The sequence below is a fragment of the Lysinibacillus sp. C5.1 genome (genome assembly GCF_016350185.1).
Lineage (GTDB): Bacteria > Bacillota > Bacilli > Bacillales_A > Planococcaceae > Lysinibacillus > Lysinibacillus sphaericus.
This window is the reverse complement of sequence record NZ_CP066226.1, coordinates 2,589,356-2,607,925: the sequence shown is the minus strand read 5'-3', so window position 1 is coordinate 2,607,925 and position 18,570 is coordinate 2,589,356. Positions and strand designations below refer to the sequence as shown.

The 18,570-nt window shown below is 34.9% G+C and carries 27 protein-coding genes; 21 read left to right on the top strand and 6 right to left on the bottom strand.

Annotation, left to right across the window (positions count from 1 at the left end):
• The first annotated feature begins 46 nt into the window (after positions 1–46).
• A complete protein-coding gene (locus I5435_RS12620; RefSeq protein WP_337982384.1) occupies positions 47–484 on the top strand; it encodes a phage holin family protein in 438 nt (145 codons plus the stop codon).
• Positions 481–1,146, top strand: coding sequence for a M15 family metallopeptidase (locus I5435_RS12615; RefSeq protein ID WP_337982383.1), 666 nt, complete (start codon positions 481–483; stop codon positions 1,144–1,146). The genes I5435_RS12620 and I5435_RS12615 overlap by 4 nt, the downstream gene beginning before the upstream one ends.
• 169 nt (positions 1,147–1,315) lie before the next feature.
• Here I5435_RS12615 and I5435_RS12610 read toward each other — a convergent pair whose 3' ends face one another.
• The 3 genes from I5435_RS12610 to I5435_RS12600 form a co-directional block, all read right to left on the bottom strand.
• Positions 1,316–2,140 (bottom strand): hypothetical protein, encoded by an 825-nt coding sequence (locus I5435_RS12610; RefSeq protein WP_337982382.1) that lies wholly within the window; start codon positions 2,138–2,140, stop codon positions 1,316–1,318.
• Between the two features lie 535 nt (positions 2,141–2,675).
• Positions 2,676–3,824: a site-specific integrase gene (locus tag I5435_RS12605; RefSeq protein ID WP_337982381.1), complete on the bottom strand. Its 1,149-nt coding sequence runs from the start codon at positions 3,822–3,824 to the stop codon at positions 2,676–2,678.
• A gap of 58 nt (positions 3,825–3,882) precedes the next feature.
• The gene (locus I5435_RS12600; protein WP_337982380.1) at positions 3,883–4,374 is read right to left on the bottom strand and encodes an ImmA/IrrE family metallo-endopeptidase; all 492 of its coding nucleotides are present in this window, start codon (positions 4,372–4,374) and stop codon (positions 3,883–3,885) included.
• Positions 4,375–4,581: 207 nt separating this feature from the next.
• On the opposite strand from I5435_RS12600, the gene I5435_RS12595 reads away from it, so the two are divergent.
• Positions 4,582–5,667 carry an AAA family ATPase gene (locus I5435_RS12595; RefSeq protein WP_337982379.1) on the top strand — a complete coding sequence of 362 codons (1,086 nt, stop codon included), beginning with the start codon at positions 4,582–4,584 and terminating at the stop codon, positions 5,665–5,667.
• Positions 5,668–5,679: 12 nt separating this feature from the next.
• A complete protein-coding gene (locus I5435_RS12590) occupies positions 5,680–7,974 on the top strand; it encodes a S8 family peptidase (protein ID WP_337982378.1) in 2,295 nt (764 codons plus the stop codon).
• Between the two features lie 122 nt (positions 7,975–8,096).
• On the opposite strand, the gene I5435_RS12585 is transcribed toward I5435_RS12590, so the two are convergent.
• Positions 8,097–8,459: a helix-turn-helix domain-containing protein gene (locus I5435_RS12585; protein ID WP_229386897.1), complete on the bottom strand. Its 363-nt coding sequence runs from the start codon at positions 8,457–8,459 to the stop codon at positions 8,097–8,099.
• Between the two features lie 108 nt (positions 8,460–8,567).
• The gene (locus I5435_RS12580) at positions 8,568–8,939 is read right to left on the bottom strand and encodes a helix-turn-helix domain-containing protein (protein ID WP_108030164.1); all 372 of its coding nucleotides are present in this window, start codon (positions 8,937–8,939) and stop codon (positions 8,568–8,570) included.
• Positions 8,940–9,096: 157 nt separating this feature from the next.
• Between I5435_RS12580 and I5435_RS12575 the strand changes: the two genes are divergently transcribed.
• The 9 genes from I5435_RS12575 to I5435_RS12535 all read left to right on the top strand — a co-directional run bounded on the left by I5435_RS12575 (position 9,097) and on the right by I5435_RS12535 (position 13,572).
• Complete coding sequence (locus tag I5435_RS12575; protein ID WP_108030165.1) at positions 9,097–9,342, top strand: helix-turn-helix transcriptional regulator; 246 nt, start codon at positions 9,097–9,099, stop codon at positions 9,340–9,342.
• A gap of 127 nt (positions 9,343–9,469) precedes the next feature.
• On the top strand, positions 9,470–10,201 hold the full coding sequence (locus I5435_RS12570; protein ID WP_337982377.1) for an ORF6N domain-containing protein: 732 nt from the start codon (positions 9,470–9,472) through the stop codon (positions 10,199–10,201).
• 15 nt (positions 10,202–10,216) lie between these two features.
• The gene (locus I5435_RS12565) at positions 10,217–10,561 is read left to right on the top strand and encodes a DNA-binding protein (protein WP_337982376.1); all 345 of its coding nucleotides are present in this window, start codon (positions 10,217–10,219) and stop codon (positions 10,559–10,561) included.
• 108 nt (positions 10,562–10,669) lie between these two features.
• Entirely contained in the window at positions 10,670–10,936 is a 267-nt protein-coding gene (locus I5435_RS12560) for a helix-turn-helix domain-containing protein (protein ID WP_337982375.1), read from the top strand.
• Positions 10,924–11,151 carry a hypothetical protein gene (locus tag I5435_RS12555; RefSeq protein WP_337982374.1) on the top strand — a complete coding sequence of 76 codons (228 nt, stop codon included), beginning with the start codon at positions 10,924–10,926 and terminating at the stop codon, positions 11,149–11,151. Before I5435_RS12560 ends, I5435_RS12555 begins: the two co-directional genes overlap by 13 nt.
• Before the next feature lie 60 nt (positions 11,152–11,211).
• A complete protein-coding gene (locus I5435_RS12550) occupies positions 11,212–11,346 on the top strand; it encodes a hypothetical protein (RefSeq protein ID WP_337982373.1) in 135 nt (44 codons plus the stop codon).
• Positions 11,347–11,539: 193 nt separating this feature from the next.
• Positions 11,540–11,764, top strand: a complete 225-nt coding sequence (locus I5435_RS12545; RefSeq protein ID WP_337982372.1) for a YqaI family protein — start codon at positions 11,540–11,542, stop codon at positions 11,762–11,764.
• Between the two features lie 69 nt (positions 11,765–11,833).
• Positions 11,834–12,763, top strand: coding sequence for a YqaJ viral recombinase family nuclease (locus tag I5435_RS12540; protein ID WP_337982371.1), 930 nt, complete (start codon positions 11,834–11,836; stop codon positions 12,761–12,763).
• A gap of 2 nt (positions 12,764–12,765) precedes the next feature.
• Positions 12,766–13,572 carry a recombinase RecT gene (locus I5435_RS12535; protein WP_337982370.1) on the top strand — a complete coding sequence of 269 codons (807 nt, stop codon included), beginning with the start codon at positions 12,766–12,768 and terminating at the stop codon, positions 13,570–13,572.
• A gap of 209 nt (positions 13,573–13,781) precedes the next feature.
• On the opposite strand, the gene I5435_RS12530 is transcribed toward I5435_RS12535, so the two are convergent.
• The gene (locus tag I5435_RS12530; RefSeq protein ID WP_337982369.1) at positions 13,782–14,186 is read right to left on the bottom strand and encodes a VOC family protein; all 405 of its coding nucleotides are present in this window, start codon (positions 14,184–14,186) and stop codon (positions 13,782–13,784) included.
• A gap of 126 nt (positions 14,187–14,312) precedes the next feature.
• On the opposite strand from I5435_RS12530, the gene I5435_RS12525 reads away from it, so the two are divergent.
• The 8 genes from I5435_RS12525 (at position 14,313) to I5435_RS12490 (ending at position 18,536) form a co-directional block, all read left to right on the top strand.
• Positions 14,313–15,128 carry a DnaD domain-containing protein gene (locus I5435_RS12525; RefSeq protein WP_337982368.1) on the top strand — a complete coding sequence of 272 codons (816 nt, stop codon included), beginning with the start codon at positions 14,313–14,315 and terminating at the stop codon, positions 15,126–15,128.
• On the top strand, positions 15,049–15,894 hold the full coding sequence (locus tag I5435_RS12520; RefSeq protein ID WP_337982367.1) for an ATP-binding protein: 846 nt from the start codon (positions 15,049–15,051) through the stop codon (positions 15,892–15,894). The genes I5435_RS12525 and I5435_RS12520 overlap by 80 nt, the downstream gene beginning before the upstream one ends.
• A gap of 34 nt (positions 15,895–15,928) precedes the next feature.
• Positions 15,929–16,321 carry a hypothetical protein gene (locus I5435_RS12515; RefSeq protein WP_337982366.1) on the top strand — a complete coding sequence of 131 codons (393 nt, stop codon included), beginning with the start codon at positions 15,929–15,931 and terminating at the stop codon, positions 16,319–16,321.
• Positions 16,322–16,333: 12 nt separating this feature from the next.
• The gene (locus tag I5435_RS12510; protein ID WP_337982365.1) at positions 16,334–16,525 is read left to right on the top strand and encodes a hypothetical protein; all 192 of its coding nucleotides are present in this window, start codon (positions 16,334–16,336) and stop codon (positions 16,523–16,525) included.
• On the top strand, positions 16,518–16,742 hold the full coding sequence (locus I5435_RS12505) for a hypothetical protein (protein ID WP_337982364.1): 225 nt from the start codon (positions 16,518–16,520) through the stop codon (positions 16,740–16,742). The genes I5435_RS12510 and I5435_RS12505 overlap by 8 nt, the downstream gene beginning before the upstream one ends.
• On the top strand, positions 16,724–16,912 hold the full coding sequence (locus I5435_RS12500; RefSeq protein ID WP_337982363.1) for a hypothetical protein: 189 nt from the start codon (positions 16,724–16,726) through the stop codon (positions 16,910–16,912). Before I5435_RS12505 ends, I5435_RS12500 begins: the two co-directional genes overlap by 19 nt.
• Positions 16,913–17,194: 282 nt before the next feature.
• Positions 17,195–17,392 (top strand): XtrA/YqaO family protein, encoded by a 198-nt coding sequence (locus tag I5435_RS12495; RefSeq protein ID WP_337982362.1) that lies wholly within the window; start codon positions 17,195–17,197, stop codon positions 17,390–17,392.
• Positions 17,393–17,417: 25 nt separating this feature from the next.
• On the top strand, positions 17,418–18,536 hold the full coding sequence (locus I5435_RS12490) for a hypothetical protein (RefSeq protein ID WP_337982361.1): 1,119 nt from the start codon (positions 17,418–17,420) through the stop codon (positions 18,534–18,536).
• Positions 18,537–18,570 lie beyond the last annotated feature (34 nt).

Here is an 18,570-nt window from a genome sequence, read left to right as displayed (position 1 = left end):
AAATAGATTTTAAGCCTTCTACAATCATCTGTGGAGGGCTTTTATTATGCAAAAAGAAAGGTATCCAATGAAAACAGACACATTATATACATCACTCGTAGGCGGCTCCGTGGCAGGGGTCGCCTATTTTGTTGGTGGGATTGACCATTTATTCAAAGCCTTCGTTATTTTTATGGCGATTGATTATATTTTAGGCGTTATGGTTGCGTTTGTTGTGAAAAATGTTGATAGCAGAAAAGCCTTGATAGGGCTATTTAAAAAGCTAGCTATGATTTTGATGGTGATTGCTGCAGTACAACTGGACTTAGCAACAGAGAGTGCCAACTTTATGCGCAATGCCATGATTCTTTTTCTAATTGGTATGGAAGGTATCAGTATGATTGAGAATCTTGGTAAGTTAGGAATGAGAGTACCGAAGTTTTTAACGAGTGCTTTTAAGCAGTTACAAATTGACAACGATGAAAAAAAGGATGATAAACAATGAGTGTCACAACTACATGCCGAGATTTAGGTGAACTATTACCAGTGGCCCAAACAGCGTGCAGATTGCTCTTTCAAGAGTGCTATAAAGCGGGAATCAAAAATATCTTTGTTACGGAAACTTACCGATCGCAAGCACGGCAAAATTATCTATATGCACAAGGCAGAACAAGACCAGGGAAAGTTGTGACGTGGACGCTGAGGAGTAATCATACTTCAAGATTAGCGTGGGACATTGCCGTAGCTCCCCCTAAATCCTTATATGATGTAGATATATTAACAAAAGTCGGGGCTATAGCTCGTAAGTTAGGCATTACCTGGGGCGGTGATTGGGCACGCAGAATAGACCGTCCACATTTTGAAGTGAAACGAAATTGGAAGATGCCTAAAGGCTACAAGTTAGAAGGACAAGTAATCGTACCAAGTAACAGTAAATTGAAAGTGCAATTAATTGTGGAAGACAAGAAGGAGGAAACTACAGTGGCAAATACAACATGGAATCCAGGTTCTCCAGTAATGAAAACTGAAACAGAAAACTTCATTGCACAGGCGGTGAAGAATGGTATTATTCAAGGTTCGCACTTGAAGGATTTACAAAATGGTTTGATGACAACGGATCGTTTGATTGGTTTGTATATTACGATTGAGCAAAGACGTAGTAAATAAAAATAAGCCCGCTCTGCTAAAATTAAAAGTAGTAACGGGCTTTTATGTTTGAAAAAAATAAAATATAAGAATGAGTATTCATGAAAGAATTAATATTTATAATATGAAGACTTCAACATCAGAATACTAATTCAGCGATTACCACATCGTTTGTGAGAGATAATTACTTTTAATATTTCGAATAACTATATGCATCTAAATATGTTCGCCAACCGAATTCTGTAATTTCGAAATCATTGTATTTTAAGAACATATATTTTGTTGTAAATTGATCTCGCATTCTTTCATCCTGTTGGTATTGAGCTGATAAAACTCGATCGTAGTTTTTATCAAGTTGATCTGTCACTCTAAAATAGTCTTCTGGTCGAGGACCTGGCCACTCTACTCCTATATTAATAGGTTCATAATTAGTCCAACTCATAGAAGTTCTTTTGTTATAACCTCTTTTTATATATGGATAATCATACCAAGATTCATAATCCTGCCCGAATATTTTCTTGTTGGGTAGTTTTTCAATTACATCTTTAGCCATTGTTTCTATAAAATCTTTGAATTGTTTTCTAGCCTCCTCAACATCTTCTTTTGCCGTACCTTGATGCTTAATAGAATTTAAGTGTGTATTCATCGCATATTCAAAATTTGGATAGAATGGTGTAAAAGACAAATTGTAATCTATATAAAAGTCATACGGTGCACTAATATTATCATTTTCAATGACAGAATAATTAAATTTTATAGTGACGATGTCAGTTTGCAACTCTGGATAATTTGATACTAAATAAGTTCTTAACTCTTTAGCTGAAGTAATTTTAGTTTCAACTACCTCAGATTCTTTTTTTATAGAATCCTTTTTAGAAACCTTATCAAATGTATTTTGGGTTATAACTTCTTTGTTTGTCAAAGCTGTTGCATGTACATTTTCGTTGCCAGTTGGGATAAATAACGTTGATAACAAAATACTACTAACAGCCAATCCTAAAAATGATTTTTTCACTGTACTCCTCCTCAGAAATGATTATATTTCCATTCTAAGTAATTTGTAGGTAAATTACTAGGATAAAAAATAGATAACTTTATTAGTTTTCTGTTCAATAATTTTTTGCAACGCAAATGGAAGAATTACTTTTTAACAATATAAACAAATGAATCAGATACTCACAATTACCAGGTTCTTACTATTATTCGTGGACCTGGTCTTTTTCGTTTGTGTAACGAGCGTCACACAAGCAATTTTCGTTACACAAAAAAAGTCACGAAAGTCACGAAAAAGTCACATTTCTCCCGAAAACATGCGAATTTGGGCGAAAACAAGGTTTTGTACATTCGTAAGAAACCTTGCTATAATGGGCTTTGTGATTACATATGAAAGAGGGTAAAAGCATGAATGCTTACGACGAATATAAGGGGTCGGGTTTCGGGAGAACCTTGATATATCAACGTTTATAGAGGATAAATGAAGCTGATTTTGCTAAAAAGCAACCAAACAGCAACATTTATCCTTTTTTTAATTCCAAACAGTTTTTTGAGAATTAATCATTTAATAGGGCAGTGAATTTAGCATGCATTTTTTTAGAAGCATTTTCGCGCATACCACCTGTTACATGAAGGTAAATTTTTGTCGTCGTATCGGAGTTTTTATGACCTACTCGATTCATAATGTAATTCAAGTCCACCTCAGCTTCTGCCAAAAGACTAATGTGCGTATGACGTAAAATATATGTGCGGAATGGCTTGTCAATATTCGTTCTTGAAGCAATTCGTTTAACAGCTCTATTAAGCATTTTAACGGTAGTAGGGAACCCATCTTGCTCACCAAATACATACCCATGATCTTGCCATTTGCTCAGTTTACGGAAAGCGATAAGTTCTTGAATTTTCTCGACTACAATATCATCGATGTCAATAATTCGAACACTTCCAATTGTTTTAGGGGGCGTTAACTCAAAGTCCTTTTTTCGATCACCTTTCGCATAATTAGTCTTGTTAATGCGGATTGTTTTATTGTTCAGGTCCACATCCTCAAGTTTGAGGGCAAGTGCTTCACCCGGACGCATGCCCGTAAATGCAATTGTATAAATGACTGTGCGATAAGCGATATTAGGATATTGATCTGTTTCTCTTAAAAACTCCTTTAATTCTTCAGCTTCTAAAAACAACTGGCTTACATCTTGGCCACTCACTTGTTCCAACGTCATTTTCTTTTTTGGAACAAATGCACCATCTACTGGATTAATCTCAATAAGACCAACTTCTTTTGCATAGTTGAACATCATCTTAGCAGCGTTTTGAATGCCTCTAAGGGTAAAATAGGCGCAGCCTTTTTCAAATAAGTCATTAATGACATTTTGATAGCGAACCGTTGTAATATTAATTAATTTGTAATCCGCTAAATATCGATTAAGGACAGATAAACAATACTCTCTATATTTAACAGTCGTTTCTTTATTTCCTTTCAGACGATAGAGAGTAAGCCATTGGTTATAGAATTTTGCAAAACGTATTTCTGGATCAATCGTAAACTGATGTTTTAATGCAGCAACACCTTGCTTTACTTTTTCCTCAGCTTCCTTTTTGGTTTTACCACGTCTAGTAACTTGCCTACGTTTGCCTGTAATAGGGTGACGAGGACCTTCTCCAATACATCGCCAAGTATGTTTGTCGATTCTCTCACAAAACATAAAATCACCTCTAAAATAAAGTACGGATACTTTTATCTTCCCATAGTAAGCAGTAATTTCAACATTTCCTGCTGTTCCAATATGGAACATAGAAACGCTTGTTTAAGTATTGTGTTAAACGCTTCAAAGCAAATTCATATTCAACATTAAATAACTCTTGAAGTTTTACCACGGTTTGAGGCAAATAATCATATAGCTGCATTTCATCCAACATAAAGGTAGGCATACAGGCATGATACATAAAATTATTCGCTTTATATTCTTGGTATTCACGGAAGAGGGGATACATATAGAATTGATCCCCGGTATGTAGTAACACATGTGCTAACTCATGGCAAAAATCCTGCCATTGTTGCTGCTGGGTAAGGGATTCGTCTAAGAATATGTAGGGTAGGTCGTTCGCATATAACGCCTGACTAGTTTCTGACCAATAGAAAACCTTAATACCTAAATTTTTTGCAATATCTCTGAAATCCAAAAGGGGAGGAGTGGTGATATTCATTTTAAAGTAGAATTCTTTAATGAAATCTTCTAAATGACTATAGTTCATGTAACCACCTCCGATTAGAACGTATGTTCTTTTTATTTTACAATAAAACCCTACTAATTGGTAGTGGCGTGAAACTTTATCTCATGAAGTTTACTTGTATTGTATTTTATATTGTTAATAAATAATAATACATTTATTGATTTAGTTGTTGATTTAAATGGTTTATTGAGTGTATTATAAATGTATTAAAAGGAGGTTTATAATACATTGGGTATAGAAAAATTAGTTTCTCAGTTGATAAGAGCCTCTTTAGATAATAACTCAAGAGAAGTAAGAGCTATTTCAATGAGGATAATTAGAAAAATTAAAGATGATCATCCTAAAATTGCGGATGAAATAGCATCAGCATTAGCAGAACATTCAATAGGCGCAAGTACACAACGATCGATTGGGATATCTCCAACTCCTCAAGATTCAGAGTCTATGAAGGATTTAGTTTTAATTGAAGAATTTATTGATTTGGAGAAACCGATATTTTCTGAAAATATCGCAGAGCAACTAGAGACATTCATTAAAGAAAGAGAACAAAGTGAAAAATTAATGCAAGTGGGACTTACACCACCTTCATCTTTATTGCTTCACGGTCCTCCTGGAGTCGGTAAGACACAAATTGCTAAGTATTTATCTAACAGATTCGAACTTAGCTTGATCACATTAGATTTATCTAGTGTTATTTCAAGTTATTTAGGAAAAACAGGACAAAATTTAAAAAAAGTTTTAGATTATGTAAAAAATCAACCATCAATTTTACTTTTAGATGAGTTTGATGCTGTCGCAAAACGAAGAGATGATATGTCTGACTTAGGTGAATTAAAACGAATAGTAAACGTGTTGTTAAAGGAATTAGAAAATTGGCCATCACATACCATTCTTATTGCTGCAACGAATCATCCTAATCTTTTAGATCCTGCGATTTGGAGAAGATTTGATAGAGATATTGAAATTACACTACCCGGTCCAAAAGAACGTAAATTAATGCTTGAAAGTGAATTTAATGATGTTGCTGAAAATCTCAAAGAAATAATCTCTTTATTAGTACAATTTACTGATGGATTATCCGGAGCAGATATTAAAAAATTAAGTGATCGAACAAAACGCCGCGTGATATTACATGATGTTGATTATGCTGAGGCTATTATTCAAGAGTTACTACAATTTAAAAATGATGGCTCTATAGAGTTTAATAAGAAGTTCGCTAAGTTAGCCCATGAACAAGTTAGAATTCCAATCCGAACTATTGCAAAATGGCTAGGGAAAAGTAGTTCAGCTGTACAATATTATTTGAAAAAATAGGGGGTAATGAATATGGGAGAAATGTTTAGACCTATTTTAGGTAAAGGGGAAAATTATATTTATCATGAAGAGCCGAGAAAAGGAGCACCTAATCAAGATAATAGGCCAAGTTATGATGAAGTAAAAATGAAATTGAAAGATCAAATATCACAAGTTAAACAGCAAATCCTTTATATAGATGCTGAAAATAAATTACCTGAAATAGTTCTTAATTTAAAGTTATCATTAGGTTATTCTGCTAAGTCATATCATCCAAAAGCACTTATTAGAAGTATGGGAGCTACTGAAATTGGTACTAAAAAATGGAGTGGTATGGTAAATACAAAAAAAGGTAAAAAACTAAAGGATGGTAAAGATATTTTTATTAGGGTTAATGAAGATAATCTTAATGAATTAGAGAACATCATAGCTTCGTCAGAGGAATTTTTGAGTCAAAATTTAATAAATGAAATAAGAACGGTAGAAGAAATCTATTTAGATTCCCATGAAAGTATGCTAGATATTTTTTCTGAAAATTGGTCAGCTGGTAGAATTGAATTTGTACTTCATCCTTTTGGGGAATTAGAGAGCGAGTTAATTGAGAAGTTTAAACAGTTATTTTCCAAAAATGGAGGAGATGTTTCAACTTTGAAAATTCGAAGTTATTCACCAGGACCAATATTTATTAGTGCTTATTTAGACAAAGATACGTTAAAAAAAATGGTGAATTTTAATCCATTGCGTACTTGTCACCCACTACAATTCAGAGGGTTACCAAATATTAGAATTAATAATACTCAGGGGTTTAAATTGCCGATACCACCTTCGGAAATATTTCAGTCATCTATAAAAGTAGGAGTATTCGATGGGGGGGTAGAGTTAAACTCTCCTTTAGTAGCACCATTTATATCTGAACACAACCCTATTGAAACTGAAAAAAATTTAAATTATGTACAACATGGATTAGGCGTAGCAGGTACAATACTTTATGGTGATCTTAGGCATTATAGCAGTACTGATCAATTACAGACTCCGATAATTAATGTTGATAGTTACAGAGTATTACCTCTACTTAATGAAAAAGATTTTGATTTATATGACGTAATAGACGTAGTTGAAGAAGTTGTACCTAATCGATCTGATATTAAGGTTTTCAATCTTTCAATTGGTCCTTATGGCCCTATAGAAGATGATTACATATCTCGTTTCACATATGTAATAGATGGGTTATCAAAAAATGGTGAAAGATTATTTGTGGTTGCTGTTGGGAATGATGGAGAACTTCAAAATGGAAATGATAGAATTCAGGCACCTTCAGATACTGTTAATGGATTAGGTGTAGGTGCGTATACAATCAATTCTAAGCAAATTAAAGAGAGAGCTTCATATAGCTGTGTAGGAAGTGGAAGAGAAGGTTCTAAAATTAAGCCTGATATTCTTGATTTTGGTGGTAGTGAAACTACTCCTTTCCATTTAATTGGGGTGGATGGCGTGAACAGATATTTATCTGCTGGGACTAGCTTTGCTGCACCTTTAGTTGCTAAAAAATCTGCTGAATTAATTGGGCGTTGTAATATAGTTGATCCTTTAGTAGCGAAAGCGCTGGTAATAAATAGTGCTGTACATCCTGAGGATAAACCTGATAAATATTGTGGTTATGGTTTGGTACCGGATGATGTTGATGAAATTTTAGGGTGTACTAAAAACAAGGTTACTGTGTTATATCGTAATAGGATTTTACCAAAAAAGTATGCTAGATTAGCAGTTCCAGTTGCTGGGAATTTAGATTATAAGGGAAGAGTTAAAATCCAATGGACGATTTCAGTAGCTACTAAACCTAATGCTGTAAATACTGAAGACTACACTTCTGTAACATTAGAAGATACATTTTATCCTCACAATAATAAGTTTAAGTTAAAAGCGCCTAAAGGAGTGAGCCCTAAAACAAAGATAGTCGACGTTATAGAGGAAAAACATCTTGTTAATCAACTACTAGCCCAAGGGTGGGAGATGCCCAAATACCCTATAACAACTGCACCAAAGAAACCAAAAACAGAGGAAGAGCGTAAAGCTGATTTCAAGTGGGACACAGTATTGAGAAAAGAAGCAACAGTTAATTATAAATCTTTAAAAAATCCATATTTAGTTTTACATGCTATGGATCGTTATATTAATGAAGATATGTCAGATTTCTTTAATTACGCTGTAGTTATTACAGTTGAGTATCTTGATTATAAAGATGATGCTTATAAAGAAACTATTAAACAATTTAATTTATTGGAACAAGCAAGTATCCGAAGTAGAAACGAATTAATAATTCGAGGGTAATAAAAAAAAGAAGTAGGTTATTTAGGTACTAAAAATAGGCATCCATTCGAATGGTATGCCTATTTCTCATCTCAATAATAGAAAAATTAATAACAAGTTTTAAAGGACATGCAAGCATGTCCTTATTTGATTTCACCGCTATCCTTCAAAATCTCCCACATTTTACGTAATCTCTGTAAATCCTCTTCGCGATTCTTTGGTAAATCCTTGTACCATTTTTGTAATGATGGGTCGTTGGCGAAAGCTTGGAATTCAGCTTCGTCCTCTGTTTGGTTAAGTGGTATATCATAATCAGTGTTACCGAGTAAATAATCTGTTGTAGTATTTAAGGCTTTTGCTAAAAGTACAAGCATTTCATTAGAAGGAGTGCTATAGCCATTTTCATAATTACTAATTGTACCTTTAGTGGTTTGAACTTGTATCGCAAGTTGTTCTTGTGTAAGTTTTTTTGCCTTTCTGGCTATCTTCAAGCGGTGGTCTAACATTCAATCACTCCTTTGACATATGTAAATAAAATAGATAAGTAAAAAATATACCTTCTAAAAATATTTTACATACAGAAGTAACTTAATGGATATACAGTTGGTGTTACTTTATTTTATCTCACCATTATCCTTCAAAATCTCCCACATTTTTCGTAATCTCTGTAAATCCTCTTCGCGATTCTTAGGTAAATCCTTGTACCATTTTTGTAATGAAGGATCGTTAGCGAATGCTTGGAATTCAGCTTCGTCATTTATGGATTGAGTATGAGGGTTTTTAACGTCACTTTCACATAAAATATATGCGACACTAACGCCATATTTTTCAGCTAATTTTTGTAGGCTACTTATTGAAATTTCATTGCGACCTTGTTCGTAATAACCATAGGCACTCTCAGAAATATTCAAGAATTTAGCAATATCAGCTTGTGTTAATTTGAATTCTTTTCTTAATTCCTTAAGTCTTTGTGGGACATTAGGCATGGTTACACCTCTTTCGCATATGTAAGTACATTATACAACTAATAGTTGGGTAATTAGGTAAATAAAAATCAAATACAACAAAAAATCCGATTTATTGTTGACTCACAACATTTTGTTGTGTAAAATAAAAACAACAAAATGTTGGGGAGGTGATGATTTGAGCCATTCTACTTGTCGACATAGGTTAGTAGGTCTTCGTAAAGAAAAAGGTTGGTTACAAAAAGATGTTGTTGCGAATTTGCTAAAAGAATACAACATATCAATCACTGAGAGTTACTACGGAATGATCGAGCGGGGAGTTAGAACACCCTCGTTAAAAGTTGCTTTAGCGATTGCAGCATTATTTAATGTTGAACCAATTGATATTTTTTTAAACGTTAAAACAACATTTTGTTGTATTTAGGTAAGTGAGAGAACAACTTAATGTGGAATTATCAAGATTAGTAAGTGATGTCATTGGATGTAATTTATCATTTTCAATCTACTACTAGCTTAGCAGATTGGAAGACTTCAAAAATAGGAGGTTATTTATGAATCCATTACAAGTAATCGTACATGATAATCAGCGTGTGTTAACAACAAATCAATTAGCTGAAAGTTATGAAACAGATGTAAAAGTCATTTCGAATAATTTCACTCGTAACAAAGATCGGTATATCGAAGGCAAACACTTTATTCATCTTTCGGGTGAGGACTTAAAACAATTTAAAGCCATTCATCAAAATGATGAAAGCCTAAAATTTGCTTCTTCATTGTACCTTTGGACTGAAAAGGGAGCATGGTTACACGCAAAATCTCTTAACACCGATAGAGCGTGGGATGCCTATGAAAAACTAGTGGACGAGTACTACAACATGAAAGAAAAGATTGTGCCTTTATCAAAAGACCAAGCGCTTGTCACAGTTCTTCGTACTACTGCAGATTTGGTTGAAGATACGCAGGAGATTAAAAAAGAACAACACGAGATCCGTAAAGAACTGTCACTTATCAATGAAAAGGTTGAAGAGCAAATTACCCTAACGTCAGGTGAACAGCGTGCCGTACAAAAGGCTGTAGCGACAAAAGTCTATGAATGTGAACAGGACACAACACTACGACCAAAACTTTTTCGTGAATTATATCGTGAAATTAAAGACCGGTTTGCTGTAGCCAGTTACAAGGATATTCGTCGTCAGGATTTACAACTAGCGCTACGATATATCAATTCTTGGATTCCACGAAAAGTTTCATTGGAAGAGGCTGCCGGGCAAAGCAGCCTATAGATTGGAGGGCTGGTCATGTTTAGCGAGGATTTTAAGAAGAATTTGATGCTTGAGTTTCGCACGATGATTCGTGAGGAGATGGAAGCAACTTTACAGGGGACATATGTACAAATTCAACAGTTGCCACCGTTTTTAACGAAAGAAGAGTTAAAAAAATTGCTTCGAATTGCGGATACAAAGGCTTCATCGTTGCTTGCAAGAGCCGATTTTCCGGTATTGCGAGAAGCGGGTGTTTTAGTACCCTCTCACTTATTTATGCAATGGGTTGAAGCCAACACACAGTGGATTGATTTAAATACAGGGTTAGCCCCTCATTCACTAAAAGCATTAAGACCAATTAAGCCCTACTTACTTAAGTGATTGGGCATACAACCTCTTGACACTATTTTACCTCAACTATCAACAACAATTGGTTCTGCTTTTGCTATCCCTTGTTCCGCCTTGGAACGTTGAGAGGAGGTGAGACCAATGTCATACGGAGCTATCTTAAAAGCGCTACGAGTAAAAGCCAATCTCACACAACAAGAATTAGCGGACAAACTACATCGCAGCCGTTCGTGTATTTCTAAATTTGAAAAAGAGACTAAAACAATTGATATGCCAACATTTATGCAGTGGATACAAATTACAGATGGGCAAGTTGCAGCGGCTGCCATGATGTTTGGAATGGATGCATTATCAATCGTAAATCAGTTATTACCGTTTATCGGAGGAGGTTTTATATGGTGGATGTAATTATGCTTATCAAGCATCGTAGAGCGATTTACGGGGCAATAGGAGCAATTGAATCCAATTTAATAATGGAAGATTACAACTTAGCTATTGAAAGGGCTTATGACATTATCAGAAGTTTAAAAGCTTTACAAGCCAATCAAAAAATTGATTTAGCAGAAATAGATAGAGTGATAGATCACATCCAGCAATGGGAGGTGCAAGATGTTCAAGTTTAAACGATGGAGCAGGTTATCTTTACAACAACGTCTAGTGTCGGTCGGCAATTGGTGGTGCCGATGGTGAAGTGGTTAGTGGATTACTTATACATGCCAGACGATGGCCGTGACCACCGCCACAAAGTGTTCTGTGTGAAGTGCGGTCTAATCATCATCGCCATTGGTGTACCAGTAGTTATTGCTTGTTGGCAATAAAAAAGCTGCTTAATCGCGGGAACGATTAAACAGCAGTGCGGTTTTGTCTACACATAGTATACCACAATATTCGACGTTTGCGAGTCGCAACTCGCTCTCGTCAAGCAGTTTGTAAAAAGGGTTGGTTAGCCGGCTCCTCAATTGATTTTACAAGCTGCTTGATGGGAAAGTCCATCAGAAAGAAGGTGAGGACATGAATCTTCAAGTTGAGAATCCAATGGTATTAGGAACACTCGAAACAGTTAATCGAGTATCGACAAATCACTTGGTTGAGAAAGAATTTCGGGATTTTTATGGCAGTTTAATAGTAAGCAATGACGATTACATGGAGTTTCAGAACGGTGATATTGTTCACATGGATAACATTCACACGTACTTAGAAGATCACTTTAAAGCTTCATTTTGCACAAAAAAATAAACCACTACTCGCAATAGTGGCTTAGAAAAAACATTAATTATCGTTATTTTAACACAGGAGGTTAAAAGAATGGAAGCAGTATCTACTTTAAAGATGGATCGTATTGAATGGCTCCAACTACGTAAAAGCGGTATCGGCGGTTCAGATGCATCAGCAATTCTTGGATTTAATCGCTGGAAGTCAGCGTTTCAGTTATTCATCGAAAAGACATCTAAAATGGTTGAAGAAATCGACAATGAATTTGTGTACTGGGGCAATGTGCTAGAAGATATTGTTGCACAAGAATTTGCAAGACGAACACGTAAAAAAGTACAGCGTGTGAATCGTATGCTACGACATCCTGATTATCAATTTATGATAGCAAACTTAGACCGCCGAATCGTTGGAGAAAGAGCAATCCTCGAATGTAAAACAACTTCTACGTACAACAAAGATGCTTGGAAAGGTGACGAAGTACCAGCAGCGTATATTTGTCAGTTGCAACATTATCTAGCGGTCACTGGATTTGAAAAGGCATATATTGCGGTTTTGATTGGTGGGAACACTTTTGTGTGGAAAGAAGTTGCCCGTGATGATGAATTTATTGAGTTAATGATTGAGCGAGAAAAAGACTTCTGGCATAACCATGTCCTTGCTAACGTACCTCCGGCGATTGATGGTAGTTCATCTGCTAGTGAGTTTTTAGCTAAAATGTTCCCTCAGGATGATGGTTCAGCCATTATGTTGGATGAGCAGATGAACACATTAATTGAGGCGATTGAATCATTAAAAAGTGAAGAAAAGCAACTCGAAAACCAACGTAAAGAATATGAAAATCAACTAAAAATAAAGCTTGGTGAGGCCGTGGAAGGATATTCGAATCGATTTAAAGTGACTTATAAAACAATTACAACTAATCGAATTGATAGCAAGCGATTAAAGGAAGAACAACCGGAGCTATATAAGAAATATTGCAATGAATCATTATTTCGCCGTTTGTCGATTAAGGAGGCGAATTAAACATGGCAACTACAAATGACTTAAAAGCGCAAATGCAAAGTCAAGTACAACAAGGTCTTACACCAGAACAATCATTAAACAAATTGTTAAAGCGTATGGGTCCTCAAATTCAACGAGCATTACCTAAACACATGGATGCTGATCGTATTGCACGAATTGCCTTAACAGCAGTTCGTGCTACACCAAAACTATTAGAATGTGACCAAATGAGTTTTCTAGCAGCACTTATGCAATCTGCTCAACTAGGAGTGGAGCCAAATACAGGGCTAGGACAAGCTTATTTAATCCCATATGGCAAACAAGTACAGTTCCAGTTAGGTTATAAAGGTTTAATTGATTTAGCTGTTCGTAGCGGTCAATATAAAGCCATTTATGCGCATGAAGTGTATAAGGAAGATGAATTTTCGTTTGCATACGGATTACACAAAGATCTTATACATGTACCTTCGACAAATCCAGAAGGCGAACCAATCGGTTACTACGCTGTGTACCATTTAAAAAATGGCGGATACGACTTTGTTTACTGGACAAGAGAACGTATTGATAAACATGCTCAAAAGTTTTCGCAAGCCGTTCAAAAAGGTTCGACAAGCCCTTGGAAAACTAACTATGACGCAATGGCTAAAAAAACTGTACTAAAAGAAGTATTAAAATATTCTCCTAAATCAATCGAGCTGCAGAAGGTAGTAGAGGCTGATGAAACGATTAAAAACGAGGTATCAGAGGATATGAGTGATGTTATTGATATCACAGATTATTCGATCATTGAAGCAGAAGCAGTTCAAGAGGAAAAGATTATTGAACAGTAACGTACCACACAAAGTCCTTCTGCCTGCGTGGATCTTTCAACAGGCGAAGGATAACGATCAAATCAAACGTTTGGTGTTGCAATACATGATTAGATATCCAAACTATCGAATTATCAAAATCAAGGGTAGTTTTGCGGTTTGTGAAAGATTAGAGGGGTTCTTATAAAAACGATATGTAAAGGTGACATTTAGAGTTAGGAATTAAAGTATTAAATTCCTTTGTTGTTACGAAGTTCTACTATTGTTCCTTCAGGTGCTTTTATTTTGCATAAGCTACCATTCCCAACATGGTAAATTATTTCATTATTCTTCATTAAGAATTCAGTGTCTAATTCATGAAGGCGAGATACTTCTGATTTTAAATCTTCTACCCATAAACAAAAGTGAACTAGACCCAGGGAATTTGTGTTTACGTCACATAGTATTTCATTTTGTTTTCCAGTTTGCAGTTCAATATAAAAATCGCCCAATTGAATCCATGTATTAAAATTGCGTCCGTGAAAATCAGGTGATTCTTGTACTACTTTAAAACCCAGTATGTCTGTATAGAAATTTAACGATTCGGTGTATGTATTGGTTTGGATGCATAAATGATGCACGAAACTTTTATTCATAAATTACCTCTTTTCAGTGGATAAATGATGTTCAAATAAATAGTTCATTACAATATTATATCAATTTGGTTTAAGGAATAAATAAAAACCTTTAAAAAAGGTCGAGTTAAGGAGAGGCGAGGGCAAATGGGCATTATCCGAGTAGCTAAAAACAACAACTTTGTAGTGATGAATCGTACAGCATTAAATGACAACCGTCTATCTTGGAAAGCTAAAGGCATTATGGCTTATATGCTTTCAATGCCAGATGATTGGGTGTTTTATATGGACGAATTAATTACGCATGCTACAGATGGCAAAGATTCGTTCAAAAGTGGACTGAAAGAGCTTAAAGATAACGGCTATGTAGAGCGTAAACCAGTTAGAGATGAAAAAACGAAAAGGATCGTTGCTTGGGAGACAATTGTCCATGAAGCGCCTATCCAACAAGAGGAGAAACCACCAGTAGAAATGCCAACAGTGGAAAAGCCATTAGAGGAAAACCCACTAATGGAAAACCCACAAGTGGAAAAACCACTAGTGGCAAATCCGCCCCTACTAAGTATTGATAATAACCAAGTATTGAATAAACTAAATACTGATATTAACCAAGTACTGACTACAGACAAGCAGCATGCTCAAAAGCTATATAGCTTCTTTGTCAGTCGTCTGCAAAAGTTACCTAGCAATAAATTACGAGAAGATATTGATTACTATCTATCGACCTATCAAGATGCAAATCTAGTTATTGAAGCGTTTGAGCGAGCTCTGTTAAATGGACGAGTCAGAAATAAAGAAAAATATGCTAATGGTACATTACGTAATTGGAGATATGAAGGCGTAACATCTATGCAACTATTAGCGAAAAAGGAGGCTCAACAACGTGCATCCAATACAGGAAGTACTAGCAAAGGCACAAGCAAAGTACCAAGCATTATTGGACGAAGAAGCAGTCTCGATTAATGACAAACAGTACGATTGTACGAAGTGTAAAGATGTAGGCGGATTATTTGAAATGAAAGTCGATGAAGATGAAGCCAGTATTACTTACGGTAAATCATTTCAAATTTGGGTTGACTGCGAATGCGAGAAAAATAGAATTGTTAGCAAGCTGATGAAGGCTAGTGAAATCACCGAAGAATTTAAAGCAATGACATTTGATAACTTTTTCACCAATGGAGCACCCAAGGTAGTACAAGACATGCACCTATTGGCTACTAAATACTATGCAGATTTTGAACAAATTCAAAAGTCAAAGCAAAACAGTATTGCCTATCTAGGTCAACCAGGATCAGGGAAAACACACTTACTTATAGCTTTGGCCAACTTAATGATGACAGAGAAACATAAGTCAGTATTGTATTTTCCATTCGTGGAAGGCTTCGATGATTTACGTTCAGACTTCGAAAAGCTAGAGGCCAAGATGATCCGTATGAAGCAGGTCGATATTCTCTTTATCGATGACTTGTTTAAACCTGTTACAAAGCAAATGAAAGATGGGGAAAGGATTAAAGTGCCACAAGGGAGTGAGTGGGAAATTAAACAGCTTTATTCAGTTGTGAACTATCGTTATATGAATCATAAGCCAGTGTTTATTAGCAGCGAACTAACGTTTGATGAAATGATTGTTCAAATGGACGAAGGGCTCGGTACACGCTTTTATCAGATGTGTAAGCAGTTCTTTATTCATATCGATAAGGACTTAGGGTTGAATTATAGATTAAAGTGAGGGGCGCTTAGCCCCTTGATTGGAGGGCGAACAGATGAGGTACAACAAATCTATCGATTGTGGTTGTGGTCATAAAGTTAATCTAGACGACTTCTTAAATCTTGTCAGGAACGAAGCCTTAGACGATGGTGAAATAAGCGATTTACAGGAAGAAATAACGTGTAATGTATGTAATGCCATTTATCAAGTAAGTGCAAGTGCTTATGTACATGTCGATGTTTCACTGGAAAGAGTCGAATTATTAAGCCGAGGCTTTGTGCTTAATGGTGAAACAGTAAGTTTAAATCAATTTGGCATTGGTGAAGAAGTTGCTTTGCCAGATGGCGAATACCAAGCTGGTAACATGCTTTACAAGATTAGTGGTGGAGTAGTTTGCAACATTTACAATGCACAAATTGATGAAAATCAATTAGCTTTGGCTATTTAGGAGGGAGTATGGATGAATAATGATTTAAAACAGATTTTAGCCAAGGTTCGTGAGGCGAGATGTGAGTGGGAACTAAAAAACCTCATGAATGAGCTAGAGGAATTCAACAAACAAAATTACAAAGCTGCTGCTATCGATATCGCTCTAGAAACAGGTGACCGCAAGGCTTTTAATAAATTGGTGGTGTGTGATACAAATGCCTAAAAATTTCACATGGTACGCACCAAATGCAGAGCTGCTGAAATGCCCTGTGCCTGGCTGTCATCACATTGGGACCATCATCACGAAAAAGCATTGCTGGCTAGTGCATGGCATGACGAGAGATGAGGTTGGGAAAAAGTATGGGAAGCCTAAGCGTATTTTGACATATAGCAAGAATCAAATTAAAGCGAGGAATGCGGAATGGGTGAACAATACTTAATCAATCAGATGGTATTACACATTGGCCTCTACAAAAAATATCAGTACAAAGAAAACGAGATAGGGTTTTATCAGAACCTTGAAGCTTTACGGTTACTGAAAGGGTTGAGCACACAGGACGAAGCTTTGGATTATGCTATTGCAGTTACTGAAGGATTGAAAGCTTCATGAGACTGTGTAACTGTCTTTCCAATCGACATACCTAGTGCACGGAAGCCAGTACCCAAATGGAAGTTGTGTATCAAGAATAAACGATAAAAATTGTTTATTTTGATGAAGAAAGAGGTGTAATTTAGACTGATAAACAAGTTATTGTGGATTTAAAGAAATTAAAAGAGTAACAGAAGGCGATTGAACAAATGGATAATTTAAAAGCACAAATTTGACTTACTAAACAATTCGTCAATCTCTGAACAATATGATGAAATAAAAAACAAGGTAGGTGTTGACGAAATGAGAATGCGAAATTTAGAAATATCTAGAAATGGTATGTTAAAAATTGATACAATAGAACTACCTTCAAGTTGTGTAATTATACTTAGTGACGGTGTTGCGAAATTAACTGAACTACCTGCACATGCTGAAATAAGGATTATTACTCATCAAGGAAAAGTTAAAAGAGTTCGTTGGGATGAGGGTGAAGAGTTTTAATATCATAATTAAAAGGATGATACGATTGTTAAACCATTATACAGGTAGTAAAAATTCTGCAATATCTATTTTAAAATCTAAAAAATTTCGAATGAGTAGAACTGATATTGTTAAAACAGATGATAATGAGATAAATCATTACCTAGATATAATTAACAAGATTAATGAAATTTCAGAGATTTTAATAAAATTAGACGAAGCTGAAAATACATTCATGTTTAGTAGAGTTTTAAAAATAAAAGAACAAAGGGATAAATTAATAAAAGATGCATTTCGAACTTTATTTCGTTGTATTACTACTAAATTTTACTATGATAATTCTCTAGCAATTGGAAAATTGGCATCAGAAATTTTAAGGACGGAAAGTTACATGGCCTGTTTTACAGAAGAAAGTTCAAGTGCTCATCATCTAGGAATATATGGTGATGTTTGTTTTTCTTTTGCAGACAATGATGTCTTTGAGAAAATTAATGGATTTGAAATATTCTCAAATGAGATAAGATATTTAGATACAGAAAATTTTTCTGAGCTTGGGAATACAGCAGAATTATTCATAGACTTACTTAAAACACAAGAAAGAGGCTTATTTGATGATACAAAATTCATTGATCAGTTCTATGAAAAATTATTATCAATTAATTATTCTCAAGAAGAATATTTTAAAAAAATAATATTCATATTGAATGAATTCAATAGTATTAAGTTAAAAAATAAAGATGAATTTAATCTCCATAACCAACTATTTACTACATCTAAAGTTTTTATTGCTTTAAAGGATTCCATTAATGTTTGTAATTACTTAGATGAACATACAAGATCAATAAGGCAAAATCGGTTTAAGGATTATTTAAAGGATGGGGGATTAGTAGAGTATTATATGGGAATAAGAAATCCTTTCACGCATCATATAAACCTTGCAAGTTGCTTCATAAAGGATATAAAATTTAAGGATGATAAAGAATACAGATTCATTGCTTTACCTACAAAATATAATCAAAATCAAAATTATATAGAAGTTCCGATAAATACTAGGAATCTTAGGAAAATTACGATAAATCCAGATTTGGAAAATAGAGAAAATGCAGTTTCCGAAATTGAAGAAGTGCTTAAAAATTTTGGCTATAAAGATGTAGAAGTAATTTAGACGTTAAATTTTGTTCTACCAGCCCTCTGGAGGA